The following is a 20129-nucleotide window of genomic DNA, read 5'->3' on the forward strand; positions in this document are numbered from 1 at the left end:
CGCGCGGACGCGCCGGCCCCGGAGCGGCGGACACCCGCCCCGGGGCCGGCGCACCCGGTCCGTCGCTGCCCGCCACTGCCCGCGCCGCCCGCGCCGCCCGCGCGCCCGGCATCCCCCCCCGGGCCGCGATTGCCCAGGTCAGGGCGGTGGGGCCGGGTATGTAGACTCTCCGGGGACCGGGCGGGACCCGGTTCCGGCGGACGAGCGCGGACGGGACGAGTCGGAGATGGCGGGAGCGGACGGTCCACTGTCCCGCAGCGGTCTGCGCGGCCGGGAGGCCGAGCTGGCCGAGCTCACCGCGCTGATCGCGTCGGTCGCCCGCACCGGGAGCGGCGGGCTGGCCCTGATCCAGGGCGAACCGGGCATCGGCAAGACCACGCTCCTCGCCGAGGCCGTCTCCAGGGCCCGGGCAGCGGGCTTCTCGGCCGGCGTCGGCAAGGCCGACGAACTGCACCACATCGTGCCGCTCTCGTCGCTGGCCACCTCCGTCCTGCACGGCGAGCGGCCGCTGCTGTCCGGCGACGACTTCGCCGGCCTCGCCCGCCACCACGACCAGCGGATCTGGCTGGTGGAACGACTCGCGGAGGCCATCGAGGCCCGGGCGGACAGCATGCCGGTCCTGGTCGGCCTGGACGACGTGCAGTGGGCCGACACGCTGAGCCGCTTCGCCCTGCAACAGCTCCCGACCCGCCTGCGGACCTCGCCGGTGCTCTGGCTGCTGACCGGCCGGCGCGCGCCCGCCGCCCCGGCGGAGGAGATCGTCGCCGCCGCGGCCGGGAACCTCCCGGCGGTCACCGTCCGGCTGGGCCCGCTGTCCGGCGAGGCCATCGGCCGGCTGGCCCGCGACACGCTCGGCACGCCGGTCGACGCAGCGGTGCGGGACCTGCTGGACGGAGCGGGCGGCAACCCCTTCCTCGCGGTCGAGATGCTCAGGGGCCTGCGCGAGGCCGAGGCGCCCGACCGGCCCGTGCCGCCGGACCAGCCCGTGCCGCCGGGCCTGGTGGTGGGCGTGCGCGGCCGGCTCAAGTCCCTGGGGCCGGACACCCTGGGCTTCCTCCAGATGGGAGCCGTCCTGGGCCGCGGCTTCGGCTTCGACGCCGCCGCCGCGCTCTGCGGCCGGCCCGCCGCCACCCTCGTCCCGGCGCTGGAGGAGGCCCTGCGCGCCGGGCTCCTGGACGACGACGGCGACCGGCTGGTGTTCCGGCACGACCTGCTGCGCCAGGCGGTCTACGCCGACATCCCGCCGTCGGCCCGCAAGGCCCTGCACCGGGAGGCCGCCCGCAGCCTGGTCGCGGCGGGGCACCGGCCGGTCGACGCGGTGCCGCACGTCCTCCGGGGAGCGCTGCCCGGGGACGAGGAGGCCGTGCTGCTGCTGCGGCGCGCGGCCGACGAGGTGCTGCCGGTCACGCCGGAGCTCGCGGCCGACCTCATGACGCGCGCCCTGGAGCTCGCCCCCTCGCCGGGCCCGCTCCGGTTCGCCGTGGGGGAGCAGGCCGTCCGCTGCCTGACCCGGGCGGGCCGGAGCCGGCAGGCCCTGGCCGCGGGGGACGGACTGCTGGCCGAGCGGCCGCCGCTGGAGGCCTTCGGCCGGCTGCAGGCCGCCCTCGGCGGCACGCTGTGGGAGCTGGACCAGGCGGGCGAACTGCGCCGCCGGACCGAGGCCGCCCTCGCCACGGGCGCCGCCGCCCCGGAGGTCGGGGCGAGGCTGGCCGCGCTGCGCACGCTGGCCCTGTCCCGGGAACCGGACCTGGTCGCGGCGCGCGAGGCCGGCGAGGCCGCGCTGCGGGCCGCCACCGCCACCGGCGACCGGGAGGCGCACGTCCTGGCGCTGTCCGCGCTCGGCGAGATCGCCCAGAACGCGGGGGAGAGCGCCACCGCGCTGGAGCGGTTCGCCGCGCTGAGCGCCCTCGACCCGGCCTTCCTGCCCGAGGAGGTCGTCGCGCACCTGCACCTGGACGACTTCGGGACCGCCGGACGGCTGCTCCTGGGCGGGGCCGACACCGGGACGGCACGTCAGACGATGCTGGCGTGGGCCCAGGGCCAGCACGACCTCGGCCTCGGCCGGCTCGACGACGCCGAGGCCGACCTGGTGACCATGGAACGGCTGGAGGACGAGCTGCGGATCCGCGTCCAGCAGGTGAACGGCCGGGTGCTCCGCTCCCGGATCGCGCTGCTGCGCGGTGAGCGCGAGGCGGCGCGGGAGCAGCTGGCCGCCGCCCGGGAACGGCTGGCGGCCAAGCCGAACGCGGGCAACACCGCCGCGGTGGGCTTCCTGGAGGCCGTCCACGCCGGGGCCGGCGGCGACCTCGGGCTCGCCGCCGAGCGGATCCGGCTGGTGCAGCGGCAGGGCCCCTTCATGCGCTGGCGGATCCTGCGCAACTCGGTGGCCCTCGCCACCCGCCTGGCCCTGCGCGCCGGGGAGCGGGAGCTCGCCGAGGACCTCGCCGCCCAGGCCGCCGCCCACGCGGACCGCAACCCCGCCGTGCCGACGGCCACCGGCCTCGCGGCGCAGGCCCGCGGGCTGGTGGCGAACGACCCCGCCGTGCTCGCGCACGCCGTGGACCTGCTCGGCGCGAGCCCCCGTCCGCTGGTGCGCGCCGACGCCTGCGCCGACCTGGGGCGCGCGCTGCTGGCGGCGGGCCGCACGCGCCCGGCGGTGGCCGCGCTGACGCGGGCCCGGGACGCCTTCGCCGCGTCCGGCGGCCACGGCGCGGCGGCCCGGGTGCAGCGGGTGCTGGAGGACGCGGGGGCGCCCGGCGGCCGCCGGGCGGTCACCGCCCCGCGACCCGTGCAGGGCTGGGAGTCCCTCACGGCCTCGGAGCGCCGGATCGCGCGCCTGGTCGCCGAGGGCCACACCAACCGCTCCGCCGCCGAGCAGCTCTTCCTCTCGCCGCACACCGTCAACACCCACCTGACGTCCGCCTTCCGCAAGCTGTCGGTCAACTCCCGGGTCCAGCTCGCCAACCTGGTCAGGAGCCTGCCCGCCGACTGAGGGCACTTGGTACGTTCACGCGATGCGCCGCGCCGGCCGGACGCGCTTGGCTGGGGCCACCATCGAGTCGGAGGTCGCCGGAGTGCACCGATCCAGCCCCTTACTGCCGACCGTCGTGCTCGTGCACGGCGCGTTCGCCGACGCCTCGTCCTGGGCGGGGGTCGCCGCCCGGCTGCGCGCCGACGGACTGGCCGTGCACACCCCCGCGAACCCGCTGCGCGGTCTGGCGCACGACGCCGACCGCATCGGGAGCGTGGTCCGCGCGCTCGACGGTCCCGTGGTGCTGGTCGGCCACGACTACGGCGGCGCGGTCATCACCCAGCCCGCCGCCGGGGGCGCGGACCACGTCGTGGCGCTGTGCTACGTCGCGGCCTTCGGCCCGGACGCCGGCGAGAGCGTCCTGGACGTCGCCGACCGCTTCCCCCCGGCGCCGGTGGCCGACGCGACGCTCACCGTCACCCTGCCCGCCCGGCCCCCCGACGGCCCGCGGCGCGCCCTGACCGTCCGCGGCGAGCGCTTCCCGGAGCTCTACGCGGCCGATCTGCCGCCCGCCGCCCGGGAGGCGGCGGGCGGGGCCCGGCACCCGATCGCGTGCCGCGCGCTGACCGAGCCCTCGGGGCCGCCGGCCTGGGCCGCCAAGCCGTCCTGGTACGCGATCGCGACCGCCGACCGGATCGTCAACCCCACCGCCCAGCGCTTCATGGCCCAGCGGATGGCCGCCACCGAGCACGTGCTGGACGCCTCGCACGCGCTCGCGCTGTCCCGGCCCGACGCCGTGGCGGGGATGATCCGGGAGGCCGCCGGCCTGACGAGGCTTCCGCCGTGGTGCTTCCCGGACACCCCCGGCGGGCGTCCGACCTGGGGTGTTTAAGATGTGTCCGAGCGGAAGGCGCCGGTTCGGGTCATCGTGACGGCACGGGAGTCCCCACGCGCACGACGGTGGCCGCCCCCGGCCACGAACAGTCACCCGACGAGGCACCCCACGATGATCCCACCGGTCCCACGGCCGACGCGGCGTCCTGCCACCGGCCTGGCCGCCGTCATGGCCCTGGTGGCGCTCGCCACCGGATGCGGCGCCGGCACCGGCAGCGCCGAGGACCCCGGCACCATCACGGTGCTCGACTACTACACCGACCGCACCGAGCACGCCCAGTGGGACGAGATGCTCTCCGCCTGCGGACGGCGGGCCGGCGTCCGCGTCGAGCAGACGAGCGTCCCGCCGGCCGCGCTCGTCCCCAAGGTCCTCCAGCAGGCCTCCGCCCGGACCCTGCCCGACCTGCTGATGCTGGACAACGCCGACCTGCAGCAGATCGCCCGGACCGGCGCGCTGACACCGCTGGCCCGCTACGGCATCGACACCACCGGCTTCGCCGAGCCCATCCTGTCCGCGGGCACCTACCGGGGCGAGGTGTACGGGCTGGCGCCCTACGTCAGCACGGTCGCCCTCTTCTACAACGAGGACATGCTCGCCGAGGCCGGTGTCGCCGTGCCGAGGACCTGGGACGAGCTGAAGGACGCGGCGGCCCGGCTGACCCGCCCCGGACGCTACGGCATGGCGCTCGACGCGAGCGCCACGTTCGAGAGCAGCTGGCAGTTCCTGCCCTTCCTGTGGTCCAACGGCGGGGACGAGAAGCAGCTGGACAGCCCGCAGGCCGCCCAGGCCCTCCGGCTCTGGTCCGACCTGGTGACGAGCGGCTCCATGGCGAGGTCGGTGCTGAACTGGACGCAGGCCGACGTCCACGACCAGTTCGCCGCCGGCCGGACGGCCATGATGATCAACGGACCCTGGCGGATCCCCGCGCTGAACGAGGACCCGTCCCTGCACTGGGCGGTGGCGCCCGTCCCCGTGCCGCAGGCGGGGGCGACCCCGGTCACCCCGCTCGGCGGCGAGGTCTGGACGGTCCCGCAGAACCCCTCCGCCGCCCGGCAGGAGAAGGCCGCCCAGGTCCTCGCCTGCCTCACCGAACCCTCGAACATGCTCACCCTGGCCGGTCAGCACGTCACGGTCCCCTCCCGCCCGGAGACCGCCGCGCGGTACGCGCAGCAGAACCCCTCGACGGCCGTCTTCGTCAAGGGCGTGGAGAACGCGCGGACCCGTACCGGACAGCTCGGCGTCGGGTGGCCGAAGGCGGCGACCGGGATCTACACCGCGATCCAGTCCGTGCTGAGCGGGCAGCAGACCCCGGAGGAAGCCCTCCGGGCCGCCCAGCGGACCGCGACCGGTGACTGACCGGCTGCGCCCCGGGCCGCGGCTGTCCCGGTGGATGTTCGTGCTGCCCGCCGCGGTGTACCTGCTGCTCTTCTTCGGCTACCCGCTCGTCAAGAACGTCGTGATGAGCTTCCAGCAGTACACGGCCGACACGTTCTACACGGGCGACGCGCCGTTCGCGGGGCTGCGCAACTACACGGCGGTCCTCTCCTCGGAGGCGTTCACCGGGGCCCTGCCGACCACCGTGCTGTTCACGGCGGGCTCGGTGCTCGGGCAGGTCGCCGTCGGCCTGGCCCTCGCGCTGTTCTTCCGGCGGAACTTCCCGCTCGGCGGCGTCCTGCGCTCGCTGCTGCTGCTGCCCTGGCTGCTGCCGCTGGTGGTGTCCGGCACGACCTGGCGCTGGATGCTCGACCCCGACACGGGGGTGGTCAACACGGTGCTGCGCGGACTCCACCTCTCGACGGCCGGCGTCCCCTGGCTCACCGACCCCGGGCAGGCGCTGGTGTCGGTGATCCTCGTCAACGTCTGGGTCGGCATCCCGTTCGCCACCGCCGTCCTGTACGGCGGCCTGCAGAGCATCCCCCCGCACCTCTACGAGGCGGCGGAGCTGGACGGCGCCGGACCGCTGGCGTCGTTCCGGTACATCACCTGGCCGCTGCTGCGGCCCGTGGTGAACGTCGTGCTGGTGCTGGGCGTGGTCTACACGGTCAAGGTGCTGGACGTCGTCCTCGTGGTGACCGGCGGCGGGCCGGCCGGCGCCACCGAGACCCTCGCCACCCGGGCCTACGAGCTCTCCTTCCGGCAGTTCGAGTTCGGGCGCGGCGCCGTGCTGGGCAACGTATTGATCGCCGTCTCGTTCCTGGCCGCCCTGGTCCACCTGCGGGCCGACCGCCGCGCCCGGGCGCTGTGATCCGGTGAGGCGCGCCCGGGGCCGCGGCCCGCTGACCACCGTCGTCGCGATCGTCCTGCTGGCGCTGATGCTGTTCCCCGTCTACTGGATGGTGAACGCCTCCCTCCAGCCGACGGGCACCACCCTGCGGGGCGGCTGGTTCCCGCTCCACCCGGACTTCGGCGGCTACGCCGTCGCGCTGCGCGAGCAGGGGCGCAACCTCGTCACCAGCCTCGTGGTGGCCCTCGGCAGCGTGCTGCTCAGCCTCGCGCTCGCCGCCCCGGCCGCCCATGCGCTGGCCCGGTTCTCCCTGCGCGGCACCCGCCTCGTGCTGCTCGGCGTCCTGGTCACCCAGACGGTGCCGGGCGTCGTCCTGGCCAACGCCCTCTACGGCGCCTACGCCGACCTGGGACTCCTCGACTCCCGCCTCGGCCTGGTCCTCGCCGACTCCACCGCCGGGGTGCCCTTCGCGATCGTCGTCCTGCACGCGTTCATGCGGACCCTTCCCGGGGAGATCATCGACGCGGCCCGGGTGGACGGCGCCGGCCGGCTGCGCGTCTTCTGGTCCGTGGTGCTCCCGCTGAGCACCAACGCCCTGGTCACCGCCGGCGTCTTCACCTTCCTCTTCACCTGGGGCGACGTCCTGTTCGCGCTCACCCTGACCACCACCCCGTCCGTGCGGCCGGTCACCCTGGGCATCTACCAGTACCTCGGGGCGCACACGGACCAGTGGAACGCCGTGATGGCGACCTCCGTCCTGACGGCCGTCCCCGCCGCGCTGCTGCTGGTCGTCTCCCAGCGCTTCGTCACCGCCGGCGCCACCGACGGGGCCCTGCGCTGAGGCACACCCGGGCCCGCCGCCCGATCTAGCGCGTTCACGCGATGCGCCCGGCCCCGGTCCGCTGGCACGGTGAAGTCCGAGGCACACCGGCCGAAGGACGGGGATCATGGCAACGGATGTCCAGGAACGAAGCTCGCGCGGCAGCGTCCGCACCACCGGCGCGCCGCCCGCCCACCGCGAGCGGGCGCTGTGGCGCGACGCGCTGGCCCGGACGCTCGGCGCCGCGCCCCTGACCGTGCCCGGTGAGCCGGCCTGCGGCACGGTCCGCACCTCCGCGCTCGGCCGGCTGCGGACCGCCACCGTGGAGGGCGGCGGCCTGTCCGCCCTGCGGAGCGGGCGGACCGCCGGAACCGACGGCCGGGCCGCGACCGTGGTGGTCACCCTGCTGGACAGCGGCACCGCCCGGCTGGAACAGGACGGCCGGGAGGCGGTCCTTGAGCCCGGGGACGTCGTCGTCCACGACCTGGCCCGCCCCTTCCGGCTCGCCTTCCCCGGGGACTTCCGGGCGAAGTGCCTGCTGCTGCCGAGGGACGTCCTGGGCCTGAGCGCGTCCGAGACCGCCCAGGTGACCGCCCGCCGGTTCGGCTCCGACACGCCGCTCGGCTGCCTGCTCTCGCCCCTGCTGGCCGGGCTCGTGGACGGCGCCGGGGACTACGCCCCGCACACCCTCAAACTGATGGCCCGCAACGCCGTGGACCTGCTCGGCCTGCTCGCCGACGAGGTGCTCGCGCGGAGCGGCGCGGAGACGCCCGGCGGGGACCGGGCGCTGCTGCTGCGGATCCAGGAATACATCGACCGCAACCTCGCGGACCCCGAGCTGACCCCGGAGGTCATCGCCCAGGCCCACCACATCTCCCTGCGCTACCTGCACAAGCTGTTCGAGGGCGAGGACGCCACGGTCCGCCGGTGGATCCAGCGGCGCCGGCTCAAGGAGTGCCGGCACGACCTGGCGCTGCACCGCCACACGACGATCTCCGCGGTGGCGCACCGCTGGGGCTTCACCAGCGCCGCGCACTTCAGCCGGGCGTTCCGGGCGGCCTACGGGATGTCCCCGCGCGAATGGCGCGCCGTCCAGGAGTCGGTGCCGGGCCCGGCGCACGGACCGGCCGCGGCCGGCGCGCCCTCGGAGCGGACGCCGGCCGGGCCGGCCGTCGGTTACAGGCTCCGGCGCACGCCCGCCTGCGTCTCCAGCCCGCGCAGCTGACCGGAGAGCCCCGCGTGCATGGCGAGGTGCGCGGGGCCGCTGCGCCCGATCGGCAGGACCTCCCTGCCCCGCAGCTCCTCCAGCATCAGGGCGTAGGCCGCGTACATGGCGACCGCCGCGAGGAGCAGGCCCAGCGCTCCGGCGAGGTGGCCCAGCCAGGCCGCGCCCGAGAGGCCGTGCAGCCCGGCGACGAAGTAGCGCGGCGTGGCGATCATCAGCAGCAGCCACAGCGCCCTCTTCGGCCTCGCCACCGAGGCCATCAGGGCGGCGAACACCGTGAACGCCAGGTTCATCACGCCCAGCACCTGCGCCCCGCCCCGGGCCTCCGTCGCCGAGACCAGCCCGTTGGCCAGCCAGGCCCCGGCGAACCCGCCCATCAGGGTCGCCGCGATGACGTCCCGGGCACCGAAGGCGAGGATGCTGACCAGCAGCTGGAGCACGAACGCGGAGAAGACCGTGAGCGCCACGGCCTGCCGGCCCGCACCGTCGATCAGACCGAGCTGGAGGCTGCTGGTCACGGCCGAGGCGATGGCCACCGCGAAGAAGCCCAGCGGCAGCGGCGAGGCGATGGGCCTCAGGTGGATCCGCGCCATCGCGCGCGGGTCCGGTTCCTGCCCGCCGCCGGCCACCGGTCCGGCGTCCGGGGTGACCTCCTGCCGCGCCACCCGCTGCTCCTCCGCCGCCACTGCCGTCATCGTCGCGCTCCTCTGTGCTCTCGCTGCTTCGCGGCCCGCCGTGGGGGCGGACTCGTGGGCAGAACGATAGGAACCGGGGCGAACCGTGACTTGTCCCGAGGCGTACGGGCACTGTCGCACCCGCGCCCCGGTTCCCCGCCGCGGGCGGGACGCCGGTCAGCCGGTGGCGGGGGACGGTAGCACGGTGTGGCGCCGGGGTCCGCGGACGCGTCCGCGCACGGATGGCGCCACCCGGCGCCACGTGGCGCCAATCCGTGCCGTCCGGCGCCATGAGGCGCCATCAGGTGGATCCGGACGCCTCCCGGTGCGCCCGGACTCCGCGGTGGAGCCCGGCGGGCCGCCGTCCCGGGCCTCCCGCCTGCGTCTTCGTGCCCCAGGGGCAACGACTTCGAGCCGCCCGTGCCCGGCGGTGCCATGATGGCTTGCCATGGCGCCAAGATGGTGCCACCATAGCGTCATCAAAGGTCGGGCGACCGAGCTCGCCGTCACGAACGCCTTCGAAGGGGAGGACTCCGTGCCGTCTTCTGCCATGCCTGAGCCCAGGCGGGCCCCTGGTGCCCAGGTACCCGCCGCCGTCACCGCCGTCGGCCTGCGCAAGTCCTACGGGGCCAAGACCGTCCTCGACGGCGTCGACCTGCGCATCCCGGCCGGCAGCGTGTTCGCGCTGCTCGGGCCGAACGGCGCCGGAAAGACCACCGTCGTGAAGATCCTCTCCACCCTGATCAAGCCCGACGGCGGGCAGGCGCAGGTCGCGGGCCACGACCTCGCCACCGCCCCGGACGGCGTGCGCGCCGCCGTCGGCGTCACCGGGCAGTTCTCCGCCGTCGACGGCCTGATCACCGGCGAGGAGAACATGCGCCTGATGGCGGACCTGAACCACCTCGCCAAGCGGGAGGGGCGCCGCGTCACGGCCGAACTGCTGGAGCGCTTCGACCTCGTCGAGGCCGCGAAGAAGCCCGCCTCCACCTACTCGGGCGGGATGAAGCGCCGGCTCGACATCGCCATGACCCTGGTCGGCAGCCCCCGGATCATCTTCCTGGACGAGCCGACCACCGGCCTGGACCCGCGCTCCCGGCACAACATGTGGCGGATCATCCGCGACCTGGTCGCCGGCGGCGTCACCGTCCTGCTGACCACCCAGTACCTGGACGAGGCCGACCAGCTCGCCGACCGCATCGCGGTGCTGCACGGCGGCCGGATCGTCGCCGAGGGGACGGCCGAGGAGCTGAAGCGGCAGATCCCCGGCGGGTACGTCCGCCTCCGGTTCACCGACCCGGAGGCCTACCGGTCGGCCGCCGCCGCCCTGCCCGCCGCCACCGCGGACCACGAGGGCCTGTTCCTGCAGATCCCCAGCGACGGCAGCCAGCGCGACCTGCGGGCGGTCCTCGACCGCCTGGACGCCGCCGGCGTCGAGGCGCCCGAACTCACCGTGCACACGCCCGACCTCGACGACGTGTTCTTCGCCCTGACCGGCGGCACCACCCCCGCGACCCAGCCCGAGGAGGCTGTGCGATGAGCTCCCTGTCCCTCGCCGTGCGCGACTCGGCGACGATGCTGCGCCGCAACCTGCTGCACGCCCGCCGCTACCCGTCCCTGACGCTGAACCTGCTGCTGACGCCGATCTTCCTGCTGCTGCTGTTCGTCTACATCTTCGGCGACGTGATGAGCGCGGGCCTCGGCGGCGGCCACGCCGACCGGGGCGAGTACATCGCCTACCTCGTCCCCGGCATCCTGCTGATGACCATCGGCGGCACCACGGTCGGTGCGGCGGTCTCGGTCTCCAACGACATGACCGAGGGCATCATCGACCGCTTCCGCACGATGGCGATCCACCGGGGGTCCGTGCTCATCGGGCACGTCGTGGGCAGCGTGCTGCAGGCCGTCCTCAGTGCCGTCCTGGTCGGCGCGGTCGGCGTGGCGATCGGCTTCCGCTCGACCGACGCCACCGTCCTGGAGTGGCTGGCCGCCTTCGGGCTGGTCACGCTGTTCGCCCTGGCGCTCACCTGGATCGCCGTCGGCCTGGGCATGATCAGCCCGAGTGCGGAGGCGGCCAGCAACAACGCCCTGCCGCTGATCTTCCTGCCGCTGGTCTCCAGCACCTTCGTCCCGGTCGAGGCGATGCCGGGCTGGTTCCAGCCGATCGCCGAGTACCAGCCCTTCACCCCGGCCATCGAGACCCTGCGGGGGCTGCTGCTCGGATCCGGGATCGGCAACAACGGGTGGCTCGCCGTCGCCTGGTGCCTCGGCCTGACCGTCTTCGGCTACTTCTGGGCGAAGTCGGTGTTCGACCGCCACGCCGGGTGAGCCCCGCGAGTCGCCGCCCGGCGCGGGTCGTCCGGGCGGCGGCCTACTCGCCCCAGGGGCACGACGCGGCGGAGCGCTCCAGCTCGGTCACGCCCTCCGCCCGGCGTTCGCGGAGCAGCTCCCCGCCGATCGAGTAGCGGGGAGCCGCCGCCTCCGACCGGGCGGCCCGCTCCACGATCGCGTCGACGAGGGAGCGGACCATGGCCAGGCGGGGGTGGGCGGCGTGGATCTGCGGCGCCCACCGGGCGGCGAGCTCCGCGCGGCGCCCGAAGTCCAGCCCCACCCCCTCGCGGGTGAGGTAGCACAGCAGGCCCCGGCGCTCGGCGATGCCGGGCGAGGTGTGCAGGGCGATCGCCTCCCACACCCGGTCGACGTCCGCCTCGGGGACGTAGTGGCGCCGCAGGAGTCCGGCCGCCAGGTCCGCGCCCTCCACCTCGAAGCGGGCCTTGCCCTCGGCGAGGTCGCCGGCGCCCAGATCGTGCAGGACGGTCGCGGCGAACAGCAGCTCACGGTCGTAGTCGACGTCCTCCAGACATCCCTCGTGGGCGGCGACGATCTCGGCGAAGAGGAAGCTGCGCACGCTGTGGTTGGCCACCGACGGCGACTCGGAGGTGCGGGCGGCGGCGAGGACGGCCTCGGCCAGGGGGCCGGTCGGCAGCTCAAGTGTGAAGTCCATGGCCGCAGGCTACGAAGACCCCTCGGGGCCGCGACAGTGGCACGCAGGCCGGGTGGCGCTAGGATCGTGCCATGTCGGCCATCGATGGGCACCGGGTCGCGGTGCTGGCGCTTCCCGGAGTCCTCCCGCTGGACCTCGGCATCCCGGTGCAGGCCTTCGGGGCGGACGCGCACTACCGGGTCACCGTCTGCGCCGACCCCTCGGCCGGGCCGGTGCTCAGCGGCGGGTTCACCGTCACCGCGCCCGCCGGGCTGGAGGCGTTGCGGGAGGCCGACACCGTCGTCGTCCCGGGCTACGAGACGCCGGAGACCCCGCCCTCCGCCGCCGTGCTGTCGGCGATCCGCTCGGCGCACGCGCGGGGAGCACGGCTGGTGTCGATCTGCACCGGGGCGTTCGCCCTGGCCGCCACCGGACTGCTGGACGGCCGCCCCGCGACCACGCACTGGCGGGACGCCGACGCGCTGCAGCGCCGCTACCCCCGGATCGACGTCCGGCCGAACCGGCTCTACGTCGACGACGGCGACATCCTCACCTCCGCGGGCGTGACCGCCGGCATCGACCTCTGCCTGCACATCATCCGCCGGGACTTCGGCGCCGCGGCCGCCAACGCCCGCGCCCGGGCACTCGTCGCCCCGCCCCAGCGCCCCGGCGGCCAGGCGCAGTTCATCGAGCGCTTCCGGCCGGCCGCGCGCGGCGAGGACCTCGCGCCGCTGCGCGCCTGGATGCTCGGCAACCTGGCGCACCGGCACAGCGTCGACGAACTGGCCCACCGCGCCCACATGTCCCGCCGGACGTTCATCCGCCGCTTCCAGCAGGAGACGGACACCTCACCGATGGCCTGGCTGACCACCGCCCGCATCGACTGGGCCCGCGAACTCCTGGAGACCACCGCGACCCCCGTCGAGCAGGTCGCCCGCCTCAGCGGCCTGGGCAGCCCGGCCGCCTTCCGCGCGGCCTTCCACCGCCACGTCGGCACCTCCCCGTCGGACTACCGGGCCACCTTCCAGATCCAGGGCGCGGTGGCGCCATGACCGGCCCCGCGAGGACCGGCCGCCGCGACCGGCGGTTCCCGCCGCCCGGTCCTCACAGCTCACGCATCTCGCGTCTGGTGAGCGCGTAGCCGAAGGCACCCAGCAGGCAGAGCCCGGTCGTGGCGAAGACCCCCCGGCTCCCGAAGGCGTCCACCGCCGCACCGGCCGCGATCACCGAGAGCGGGAAGACCCCCAGCGCACAGAAGGTGACGGCCGCCATCACCCGGGCCAGCAGGGCCGGCGGGGTGCTCTTCTGCACCCCGGTGACGACCAGCACATTGGTCACCGTGCCGGCGCCGCCGGCCAGGCAGAGCAGCAGCACGGCGCCGACGATCCCGGTGAACGGCACCAGGCCGATCGCCGCCCCCATCAGCAGCCCGGAGAGCATCGCCGTGCGGCCGCGCGAGCGCACCTCGGTCAGGCCGGCCGCGAACAGGCCGCCGACCAGCGCGCCGCCGGTGAACGCGGCCAGCAGCAGGCCCAGCCCGACCGCCCCGGCGGCGAAGCCGTCGGTGGCGAGGGCCGGCAGTGCGACCCGGGTGGCGCCGCCGACCGTCAGGTTGGCGATCACCGTCACCGTCAGCACCGCGCGCAGCAGCGGCGATTCCCGCAGCAGGGCGCGGAAGTTCCGCGGCACGGAGGCCCGTTCGGAGATCGGGCGGGGCACGGTGACGGGGTTGCCGCGGCCGATCAGCACCAGCGTCACCGCCGAGACGGCGAAGGTCGCCGCGTCCAGCCCCAGCGCGGCGGCCGGGTCCAGCCAGGCGACCAGCGGGCCCGCCGCCGCCGGACCGACCAGACCGGCGCCGAAGGTGACCGTACTGTTCAGCGCGTTGCCCGCGTGCAGGTCCTCGGCGGGCAGCAGGGCCGGGGTGACCGCCCAGGCGGCCGGCAGGAACACCCCCGCACCGACACCGACCAGCAGCGCGAGCCCGCCGATCAGCCAGAACCCCGACGCCCCGCCCGCCGCGACCGCGCACAGCCCGGCGGTGGCCGCCAGCCGGCCGAGGTCGGCGGCCAGCATCACCCGCCGGGCGCCGAACCGGTCGGCGAGCATCCCGCCGAGCGGGGTGGCGGCCAGCCGTCCCGCGCCGTAGGCGGCGACCACCAGGCTCAGCGGGCGGGCGCCTCCCCCCAGGGAGTAGACCAGCAGCGGCAGGGCGACCACCTGGAACGCGTTGCCGAACTCCGAGGTGGCCTGCCCGATCACCAGCAGCCGGTAGCCGCGCGAGCGCAGCGGCGCGAGGCCGATCCGGGGACGGAACCGCAGCAGCCCCGCCGCCCCCCGCGCTCCCGCCCGGTCCGTCCCCGTCCTGCTAGCCATCGAGCGAGACCGGCAGCGACTCCAGGCCGCGCAGCATGATCGTGTTGCGCCAGGGCAGGGTCTCCTCCGGGACGGCCAGTTCGATCCGGGGGAAGCGCTCCAGCAGGCCGCTCAGCGCGACCTCGCTCTCCAGCTTGCCGAGGAAGGAACCGAGGCAGCGGTGCAGTCCCTGCCCGAAGGCGAGGTGGCCGGGATCGCCCCGGTCCAGGATCAGCCGGTCCGGATCGGTGAAGCGGGCCGGGTCCCGGTTGGCCGCGCCGAGCGAGAGCAGCACCAGCTCGTCCGCCGGGATCTCCACGTCGTCGACCGTCACCTCGGCGTTGGTGAACCGCAGGGTGGCCATGCCGACCGGGGACTCGTAGCGCAGGAACTCGTCGACCGCGACCGGCATCGCCGTCGGGTTGGCGCGCAGCCACGCCAGCTGGTCGGGGTGGTGGAACAGCGCCAGGGTGGCGGTGCCGAGCAGGTTGACGGTGGTCTCGTGACCGCCGATCAGCAGCAGGAAGACCATCGAAAACACCTCCTGCTCGGTGAGTTCACCGGCGTCACTGGCCTGCACCAGCTCGGTGAGGATGTCGGCGCGCGGTGCCGCCCGCCGGGCGGTCATCAGCTCCCGGAGGTAGTCGTTCAGTTCGGCGGTGGCCTGGTCGAAGGTCATCTCGCCGCCCTGGGTGAGGATGGCCGTGGACCAGGTGCGGAAGGCCTGCATGTCCTCCGGGGGGAATCCCAGCAGCTCGCAGATGATCATGATGGGCAGGGGGAAGGCGAAGTCCGTCACCAGGTCGGCGGACTCCCGTCCGCGCAGCCCGTCCAGCAGGCCGCCGGCGATGCGTTCGACCAGCGGCCGCATCATCTCGACCCGTCGGCGGGTGAAGACGCCCTGGATCCGGCGGCGCAGCCGGGTGTGGTCCGGCGGGTCGCTGTTGAGCATGTGGACGACCTCCGAACCGAGCGTCAGTGCGGAGCCCCGTCCGCTCGCGATGGCCTGGCTGCGGCGGACGTCCTGCCCGAACCTCGGGTCCGTCAGCGCGCCCCGGACGTCCTGGTAGCGCGTCACCAGGTAGACCGGCAGGCCCTCGCCGAACTCCACGACCGAGACCGCGCCGGCCTCGCGGATCCGGGCGAGCGTGGGGTAGGGGTCGCGGATGAAGGCGGACATCCGCGCGGCGGCGTCGTCGACCGCGGTGGTCATGGTCTCTCCTCGGACTCGGACGGGTCACACGGTCAGCGAAGGGAACGGCCAGCGGCGCACCCGCATGGGCAGGAACCAGGCCCGGCCGGCCTGTTCGGCGATCAGCCCGGCCTCGGTGAGGTCCCGGCGGACGGCGTCCGGCAGCAGGTCGGTCCCGACGCCCTCGGCCAGCGCGTCCAGCTGCTCCAGGTGGCCGGGCTCGTCGATGGTGAACAGCTCCAGCGTCCCGAACCGGCGGTCGCGCACCTCGGCGAAGCCCGGGCCGCGCCGGACGACGCACTTGCTCGGGAAGTACGTGGCCCGCCAGTCGGCGACGACCTCCTCCGGTGCGCCGGCCACCCGCTCGGGCGGGTACAGGTGGTGGAACCGGCGCCGCGCCGCGCAGCCGTCGGTGCAGACCGCCCGCCAGAGCACGGCCAGCCCCTGTGCGGTGGCCTCGCGCAGCAGCATCAGCGCCCGCGCGGAGGCCGGCGGCGCGTCCGCGCAGAGCCGCACCGGCTCGGTCAGCCGCAGGCAGCGGACCCCGGCGCGGTGCAGCCCGGTCACCTCCGCCCCCGCCGGGCCGGACAGGACGCGGCGGCCGAGCGCGAAGCCCGGCAGCTCCCGGGCGGCGGGGTCGTAGTCGAGCCAGAGCTCGGCCTGCGGGCCGGGCGCGTGCCAGGCGGCCTCGTCGGTCCGCTCAGCCGGTCGCGAGGGCATCGAGCACCTCCTCGGTGCGGGGGTGGGCGGCGGCGGGGCCGTGCCGGTGCTGCATCCGCATCAGCACCTGGTTGTCGGACTCCACGGCGACCTGCAGATAGCTGTCCCCGTCGTGGAACAGCAGGCCGAGCGCGGTGAAGCGGTCCAGGACCGGGCCGACCGCCGCCGCTCCGCCGGGCACCCTGGCGGCCAGCGCGGCCGCCGAGCGGGGCTGGGCCAGCAGCCGGAAGGCGGCGACCTCCACCGGATCGGTCAGCTCGGCCACCCGCCAGTCGTACCCGGCCCGGGTGTTGACGAGCACGATCCGCCCGCCCGCGTCCCGGTAGCTGAGCCGGCTGTCGGGGAACCGCGCGAGCCAGGTGTCCACCGCCGTGCCCAGCCGCTCCGCGAGCGGGCCGCCGATCCCGCGCGGCGGGGCGGTGAACACGTACGCCAGCTCGGCCAGTTCGCTCTCCGGGAGGCGGTAGGTCGCGCGGTACTGGAAGGCCGGGCGGGTGATCGCGAAGCCCAGCTCGGGACGGTCGAAGTACGGGCTGAACCGTTCGATCGCGATCCGCCCCGCCCCGGTCGGCGGATCCAGGTGGTGCAGCACGGGCAGCTGGCGGATCACCGACTCGTAGTCGGCCGGCTGCTCGCCGGGGAAGCCGTAGAGGTAGTTCCAGGTCACCGAGACCCCGGCGCTCTGGGCGTCCCGCAGCGCGCGGACGTTCTGGCAGCCCGTCACCCCCTTGTCCATGATCCGCAGGACCCGGGTGCTCAGGCTCTCGATGCCGGGCTGCACCTGGGCCGCGCCCGAGTCGCCGAGCAACTGGAACTGGTGGCGGCGCAGATTGGCCTTGATCTCGAAGTGGAGCCGCAGATCGACCGGGAGCTCGGCCAGCGACGTCAGGACGGTGTCGAAGTAGCCCATGTCCAGGATGTTGTCGACCACGTACACGTCCAGCAGCCGGTGGCGTTCGGCGAGCGCGAGCACCTCGGCGAGGAAGTCCGCCGGCCGTTTGGAGCGGAACTCCATCGAGGAGCCGTTGAGCCCGCAGAAGGTGCAGTGGTGCTTCTCGCCCCACCAGCAGCCCCGGGAGCCTTCGAGGACCAGTTTGGGATCCACCCAGCCGGCCGCGACGGAGGCGTCGAGCCGCTCGTAGAAGCCGTCGTAGCGGGGCGGCCGGATCGCCCCGGGGGGCAGCGGGTGCTTCGGCATCGCGTTGACCGTCGGCCGTCCGGACCCGTCGCGCCAGCACAGTCCGGGGACGGCGGAGAGGTCGCCGCCCGCCAGGAGCGCCGGGAAGGCGGCGTCGCCCTCGCCGCGCACCACGTAGTCCAGGAAGGGGAAGTTGCGGTGCAGCGCGGCGCCCTGCGGACCGTCGCAGTTCGCGCCGCCGAACACCGTGCGCACCTCGGGGCAGCGTTCCTTGAGCAGCTTCGCGGCGGCCAGGCTCGCGGTGTTCTGCTGGAAGGTGGTGGTGAATCCGACCAGGTCCGGCGGGTCGGCGGCGATCTCCTCGACCAGGCGGGCGACGAACGCGGGGGCGATCGCGCGGGTGGCCCGGGTCAGGGCGATCTCCCGTTCGCTCGCGCCGTTGGCGGCCAGGTACGCGAAGTAGCCCGCGAACCCGGCCTCGTCACCGTCGCTGCCGTCACCGCCGTCGCCGTCGCCGTCGGGGTTACCGTCGTCGCCGTAGAGCGCGCCGGCGAACGCCCAGTCGCCCGCGCCCTGGAAGTACGACTTCTCCGAGAAGTACTGGTAGTCGTCCACGCCGAAGCCCGCCGTGTCCGCCGCCCAGTCCACGAAGTCCAGGTTGGCGTACCGCACCTCGACCCGGTGGCCGGCACGGGCGGCGGCGGTGTGCAGGATCCCGAGCGCCAGTGACGGCACGTCGATCGCGCCCCAGGGCATGTGCAGCAGGACGATGCGCATGATGGCCACTTCCGTCGTTCGCGGGCGGTGGGCGGGGTGTCGCTCCGGGGGCCGCGGGCACCCCGGAGCGACGGAGGATCACTTGGCCTTGGTCTCCGGCTTCGGCTTGGCCTTCCCCTTGAGGGCGGGCGCGACCGGCGCGGCCTTGGTGATGTCGAGCGCGAAGTTCTGGACCACCACGGCGCCCCGGTCACGCTCCGGGGTGCTGATCGGGTCGTTCTGGATGCTGCGTCGCTTCATGGCTGTTCACCTCCTTCCGTCGACTCGGCGGGGACCCCTGGGCGGTCGCCCCGGGGTGCTCGGGGGAGCGGTGCCGGCCAGACGCGCCCGGCGAAGCGGACCATCGCGGCGAGCACCGACCGGTGGTCGGCGGTGCGGCGGCTGTAGTGGCCGCCGTCCACCCAGAGCAGTTCGTGCGGCACCGCCAGCCGGCGCAGGTCGGCCGCGTAGCCGGCCACCTGCCCGGGCGGGCACCGCTCGTCGGTCCGCGAGGCGACCAGCAGCACGGGCGAGCGGACCTGGTGCACGTACGCGCGCGGATCGGCCGCTCGGTAGCGCTCGGGCACCTCCTCCGGGCTGCCGCCGAAGAGCTGCCGGTCGAGCTCGCGCAGCGCGGGGGTGGTGCTGCGGTAGGCGGCGGGGTAGTCCGCGATCGGCTGGGCGGCCATGCCGAGCGACCACAGCTCCGGCTGCGCGCCCATCGCCAGCAGGGTCAGGTAGCCGCCCCAGGAGAACCCGCACAGCCCGGTGCGCTCCGCGAGCGCCGTGCCGTCGGCGACCAGCTCCGCGCGGACGGCGGCGAGGTCCTCGATCTGCGCCAGCCCGACCCGGTGGCCGTAGGCGTGCTGCCAACGGGCGCCGTAGCCGGTGGAGCCCCGGTAGTTGGTGCGCACCACCGCGTAGCCGTGGTCCACCAGGGCGTTCACCCGGGGGTCGTAGGAGTCCCGGTCGTGGGTGGCGGGGCCGCCGTGCACCAGGAAGAGGGCCGGCCACGGGCCGGGCCCGGCCGGGGTGCTGACGAAGCTGTGGATCCGCCCGTACGACCGGGGCGTCCAGCGCCGGCTGCGGACGGTGTCGTCCCGGTCCGGGCCGGGGTGGCCGGCCGCCTCCGTGCCGGGGCGCAGCACCAGCGGGCGGGGCGGCGTCGACTCCCGGCTCCAGACGCAGTGCAGGGTGCCGTCCGGGGCGCAGGACAGGTCGTGGATGGTGCCGCCGGGCGTGCGGATCTCCCGGGCCCCGGCCGACCGCGGTCGCGCCGACGGGCCGAGGTCGGCCAGGAGCAGCCGGCTGCGCCCCGCCCGCTCGTGCTGGACCAGCACCTCGCGTGGCCCCCGGTACCAGCCGGCCGATATCTGCGAGTCGAACGACAGCCCCGGGTGCCGGCGCAGCCCCGTGTCCGCCCGCCAGGTCGCGACGGTGTAGCGCTCGTCCTCCTCGACCACCAGCAGCAGTTCCGGCTCGGTGGCCGCGAGCGGGTTGAACTCGATCGGCCAGAGCCGTGAACCGCCGTTCCCGCCGAGCCGCAGCGGATCGCCGGCCCGGGCGCCGGTCGGCCACAGGACCACCGCGTCGTCCCCGTCCGGCTGCCCGCCGAGGGCGAGCAGCCGCCCGTCCGGCGACAGGTCGGCCAGGCCCAGGTACCCCGGCACCGCGCCGATCGGCCGTGCCGCGCCGGCCGGCGGCCCGACGTAGCAGTACGAGGCGTCCTCGACGCCCACCGCCACCGCCGCGAGCGCGCCCGTCCGGTCGAAGGCGACGCCGTACGCCCGCCCGGGCGGCACGCCGGGCAGCGCCTCGCCGCCCGCCCCGCCGGCGAACGGCTCACGCCGCCACCGCCCCACCCCGGCACCGTCGGCGTCGAACCACCAGATGGCACCGCCGTCCGGCTCGATCTCGCTCAGGTGGACGCCCCCCGGCCGGTCCGTGACCACGCGTCGCCGCCCGGTCCCGAGATCCCAGGCCACCGCCTGCCACCGGTCGTCGACCAGCCGTGTCTCGACCGCGCGGCCGGCCGCCAGCGCGGCGAAGCCGGGGGACTGGAACGCCTGTGACACGGGCCCGGCCCTTCCGGCTCGATGAGGTGAACAGGCTGCGCCGAACGCTCGGGGGACCGGTGAACGGATGTGCGGAAATGACCACAGGTCGAAGGTCGCGGTCG

The 20129-nt window shown here is 75.2% G+C and carries 17 protein-coding genes; 9 read left to right on the plus strand and 8 right to left on the minus strand.

Features of this window, described 5'->3' with window-relative positions; translation table 11 throughout:
• Positions 1-226 precede the first annotated feature (226 nt).
• The 6 genes from ACFVVL_RS15010 to ACFVVL_RS15035 all read left to right on the plus strand — a co-directional run bounded on the left by ACFVVL_RS15010 (position 227) and on the right by ACFVVL_RS15035 (position 8135).
• Entirely contained in the window at positions 227-2992 is a 2766-nt protein-coding gene (locus ACFVVL_RS15010) for an ATP-binding protein (RefSeq protein ID WP_387675060.1), read from the plus strand.
• 82 nt (positions 2993-3074) lie between these two features.
• On the plus strand, positions 3075-3863 hold the full coding sequence (locus tag ACFVVL_RS15015; RefSeq protein ID WP_387675063.1) for an alpha/beta fold hydrolase: 789 nt from the start codon (positions 3075-3077) through the stop codon (positions 3861-3863).
• Between the two features lie 114 nt (positions 3864-3977).
• On the plus strand, positions 3978-5222 hold the full coding sequence (locus ACFVVL_RS15020; RefSeq protein WP_387675065.1) for an extracellular solute-binding protein: 1245 nt from the start codon (positions 3978-3980) through the stop codon (positions 5220-5222).
• Positions 5215-6111, plus strand: a complete 897-nt coding sequence (locus ACFVVL_RS15025) for a carbohydrate ABC transporter permease (RefSeq protein ID WP_387675068.1) — start codon at positions 5215-5217, stop codon at positions 6109-6111. The genes ACFVVL_RS15020 and ACFVVL_RS15025 overlap by 8 nt, the downstream gene beginning before the upstream one ends.
• 4 nt (positions 6112-6115) lie before the next feature.
• Positions 6116-6931 carry a carbohydrate ABC transporter permease gene (locus ACFVVL_RS15030; protein ID WP_387675071.1) on the plus strand — a complete coding sequence of 272 codons (816 nt, stop codon included), beginning with the start codon at positions 6116-6118 and terminating at the stop codon, positions 6929-6931.
• Positions 6932-7037: 106 nt separating this feature from the next.
• Entirely contained in the window at positions 7038-8135 is a 1098-nt protein-coding gene (locus ACFVVL_RS15035) for a helix-turn-helix domain-containing protein (protein ID WP_387675074.1), read from the plus strand.
• On the opposite strand, the gene ACFVVL_RS15040 is transcribed toward ACFVVL_RS15035, so the two are convergent.
• Complete coding sequence (locus ACFVVL_RS15040) at positions 8087-8830, minus strand: GPR1/FUN34/YaaH family transporter (protein WP_387675077.1); 744 nt, start codon at positions 8828-8830, stop codon at positions 8087-8089. The genes ACFVVL_RS15035 and ACFVVL_RS15040 overlap by 49 nt on opposite strands.
• 529 nt (positions 8831-9359) lie before the next feature.
• Here ACFVVL_RS15040 and ACFVVL_RS15045 point away from each other — a divergent pair.
• Together ACFVVL_RS15045 and ACFVVL_RS15050 are read left to right on the plus strand one after the other, a co-directional pair.
• Positions 9360-10346, plus strand: a complete 987-nt coding sequence (locus ACFVVL_RS15045; RefSeq protein WP_387675080.1) for an ATP-binding cassette domain-containing protein — start codon at positions 9360-9362, stop codon at positions 10344-10346.
• Positions 10343-11134 carry an ABC transporter permease gene (locus ACFVVL_RS15050; RefSeq protein WP_387675083.1) on the plus strand — a complete coding sequence of 264 codons (792 nt, stop codon included), beginning with the start codon at positions 10343-10345 and terminating at the stop codon, positions 11132-11134. The genes ACFVVL_RS15045 and ACFVVL_RS15050 overlap by 4 nt, the downstream gene beginning before the upstream one ends.
• 43 nt (positions 11135-11177) lie before the next feature.
• Here ACFVVL_RS15050 and ACFVVL_RS15055 read toward each other — a convergent pair whose 3' ends face one another.
• Positions 11178-11810, minus strand: coding sequence for an HD domain-containing protein (locus ACFVVL_RS15055; RefSeq protein ID WP_387675086.1), 633 nt, complete (start codon positions 11808-11810; stop codon positions 11178-11180).
• A 71-nt stretch (positions 11811-11881) separates the two neighbouring features.
• Here ACFVVL_RS15055 and ACFVVL_RS15060 point away from each other — a divergent pair, with 71 nt between their 5' ends.
• On the plus strand, positions 11882-12841 hold the full coding sequence (locus tag ACFVVL_RS15060; RefSeq protein WP_380292487.1) for a GlxA family transcriptional regulator: 960 nt from the start codon (positions 11882-11884) through the stop codon (positions 12839-12841).
• A gap of 52 nt (positions 12842-12893) precedes the next feature.
• Here ACFVVL_RS15060 and ACFVVL_RS15065 read toward each other — a convergent pair whose 3' ends face one another.
• The 6 genes from ACFVVL_RS15065 to ACFVVL_RS15090 form a co-directional block, all read right to left on the minus strand.
• A complete protein-coding gene (locus tag ACFVVL_RS15065; protein WP_387675089.1) occupies positions 12894-14165 on the minus strand; it encodes an MFS transporter in 1272 nt (423 codons plus the stop codon).
• Positions 14158-15357, minus strand: a complete 1200-nt coding sequence (locus ACFVVL_RS15070) for a cytochrome P450 (protein WP_387675092.1) — start codon at positions 15355-15357, stop codon at positions 14158-14160. The genes ACFVVL_RS15065 and ACFVVL_RS15070 overlap by 8 nt, the downstream gene beginning before the upstream one ends.
• Positions 15358-15381: 24 nt before the next feature.
• Positions 15382-16056, minus strand: a complete 675-nt coding sequence (locus ACFVVL_RS15075; RefSeq protein ID WP_387675095.1) for a DUF5825 family protein — start codon at positions 16054-16056, stop codon at positions 15382-15384.
• Entirely contained in the window at positions 16037-17971 is a 1935-nt protein-coding gene (locus ACFVVL_RS15080) for a RiPP maturation radical SAM C-methyltransferase (protein WP_387675098.1), read from the minus strand. Before ACFVVL_RS15080 ends, ACFVVL_RS15075 begins: the two co-directional genes overlap by 20 nt.
• A 78-nt stretch (positions 17972-18049) precedes the next feature.
• Complete coding sequence (locus ACFVVL_RS15085; protein WP_380292481.1) at positions 18050-18211, minus strand: hypothetical protein; 162 nt, start codon at positions 18209-18211, stop codon at positions 18050-18052.
• Positions 18208-20025 carry an alpha/beta hydrolase family protein gene (locus ACFVVL_RS15090; RefSeq protein ID WP_387675101.1) on the minus strand — a complete coding sequence of 606 codons (1818 nt, stop codon included), beginning with the start codon at positions 20023-20025 and terminating at the stop codon, positions 18208-18210. Before ACFVVL_RS15090 ends, ACFVVL_RS15085 begins: the two co-directional genes overlap by 4 nt.
• Positions 20026-20129 lie beyond the last annotated feature (104 nt).

Origin of the sequence: Kitasatospora sp. NPDC058115, from assembly GCF_042884635.1 — a bacterium.
Taxonomy (GTDB): domain Bacteria; phylum Actinomycetota; class Actinomycetes; order Streptomycetales; family Streptomycetaceae; genus Kitasatospora.

Coding starts and splice junctions, on each gene's coding strand:
- ACFVVL_RS15050 (WP_387675083.1), top strand. CDS start 10,343: ATGAGCTCCCTGTCCCTCGCCGTGCGCGACTCGGCGACGATGCTGCGC.
- ACFVVL_RS15045 (WP_387675080.1), top strand. CDS start 9,360: ATGCCTGAGCCCAGGCGGGCCCCTGGTGCCCAGGTACCCGCCGCCGTC.
- ACFVVL_RS15010 (WP_387675060.1), top strand. CDS start 227: ATGGCGGGAGCGGACGGTCCACTGTCCCGCAGCGGTCTGCGCGGCCGG.
- ACFVVL_RS15035 (WP_387675074.1), top strand. CDS start 7,038: ATGGCAACGGATGTCCAGGAACGAAGCTCGCGCGGCAGCGTCCGCACC.
- ACFVVL_RS15075 (WP_387675095.1), bottom strand. CDS start 16,056: ATGCCCTCGCGACCGGCTGAGCGGACCGACGAGGCCGCCTGGCACGCG.
- ACFVVL_RS15070 (WP_387675092.1), bottom strand. CDS start 15,357: ATGACCACCGCGGTCGACGACGCCGCCGCGCGGATGTCCGCCTTCATC.
- ACFVVL_RS15085 (WP_380292481.1), bottom strand. CDS start 18,211: ATGAAGCGACGCAGCATCCAGAACGACCCGATCAGCACCCCGGAGCGT.
- ACFVVL_RS15055 (WP_387675086.1), bottom strand. CDS start 11,810: ATGGACTTCACACTTGAGCTGCCGACCGGCCCCCTGGCCGAGGCCGTC.
- ACFVVL_RS15040 (WP_387675077.1), bottom strand. CDS start 8,830: ATGACGGCAGTGGCGGCGGAGGAGCAGCGGGTGGCGCGGCAGGAGGTC.
- ACFVVL_RS15020 (WP_387675065.1), top strand. CDS start 3,978: ATGATCCCACCGGTCCCACGGCCGACGCGGCGTCCTGCCACCGGCCTG.
- ACFVVL_RS15065 (WP_387675089.1), bottom strand. CDS start 14,165: ATGGCTAGCAGGACGGGGACGGACCGGGCGGGAGCGCGGGGGGCGGCG.
- ACFVVL_RS15060 (WP_380292487.1), top strand. CDS start 11,882: ATGTCGGCCATCGATGGGCACCGGGTCGCGGTGCTGGCGCTTCCCGGA.
- ACFVVL_RS15080 (WP_387675098.1), bottom strand. CDS start 17,971: ATGCGCATCGTCCTGCTGCACATGCCCTGGGGCGCGATCGACGTGCCG.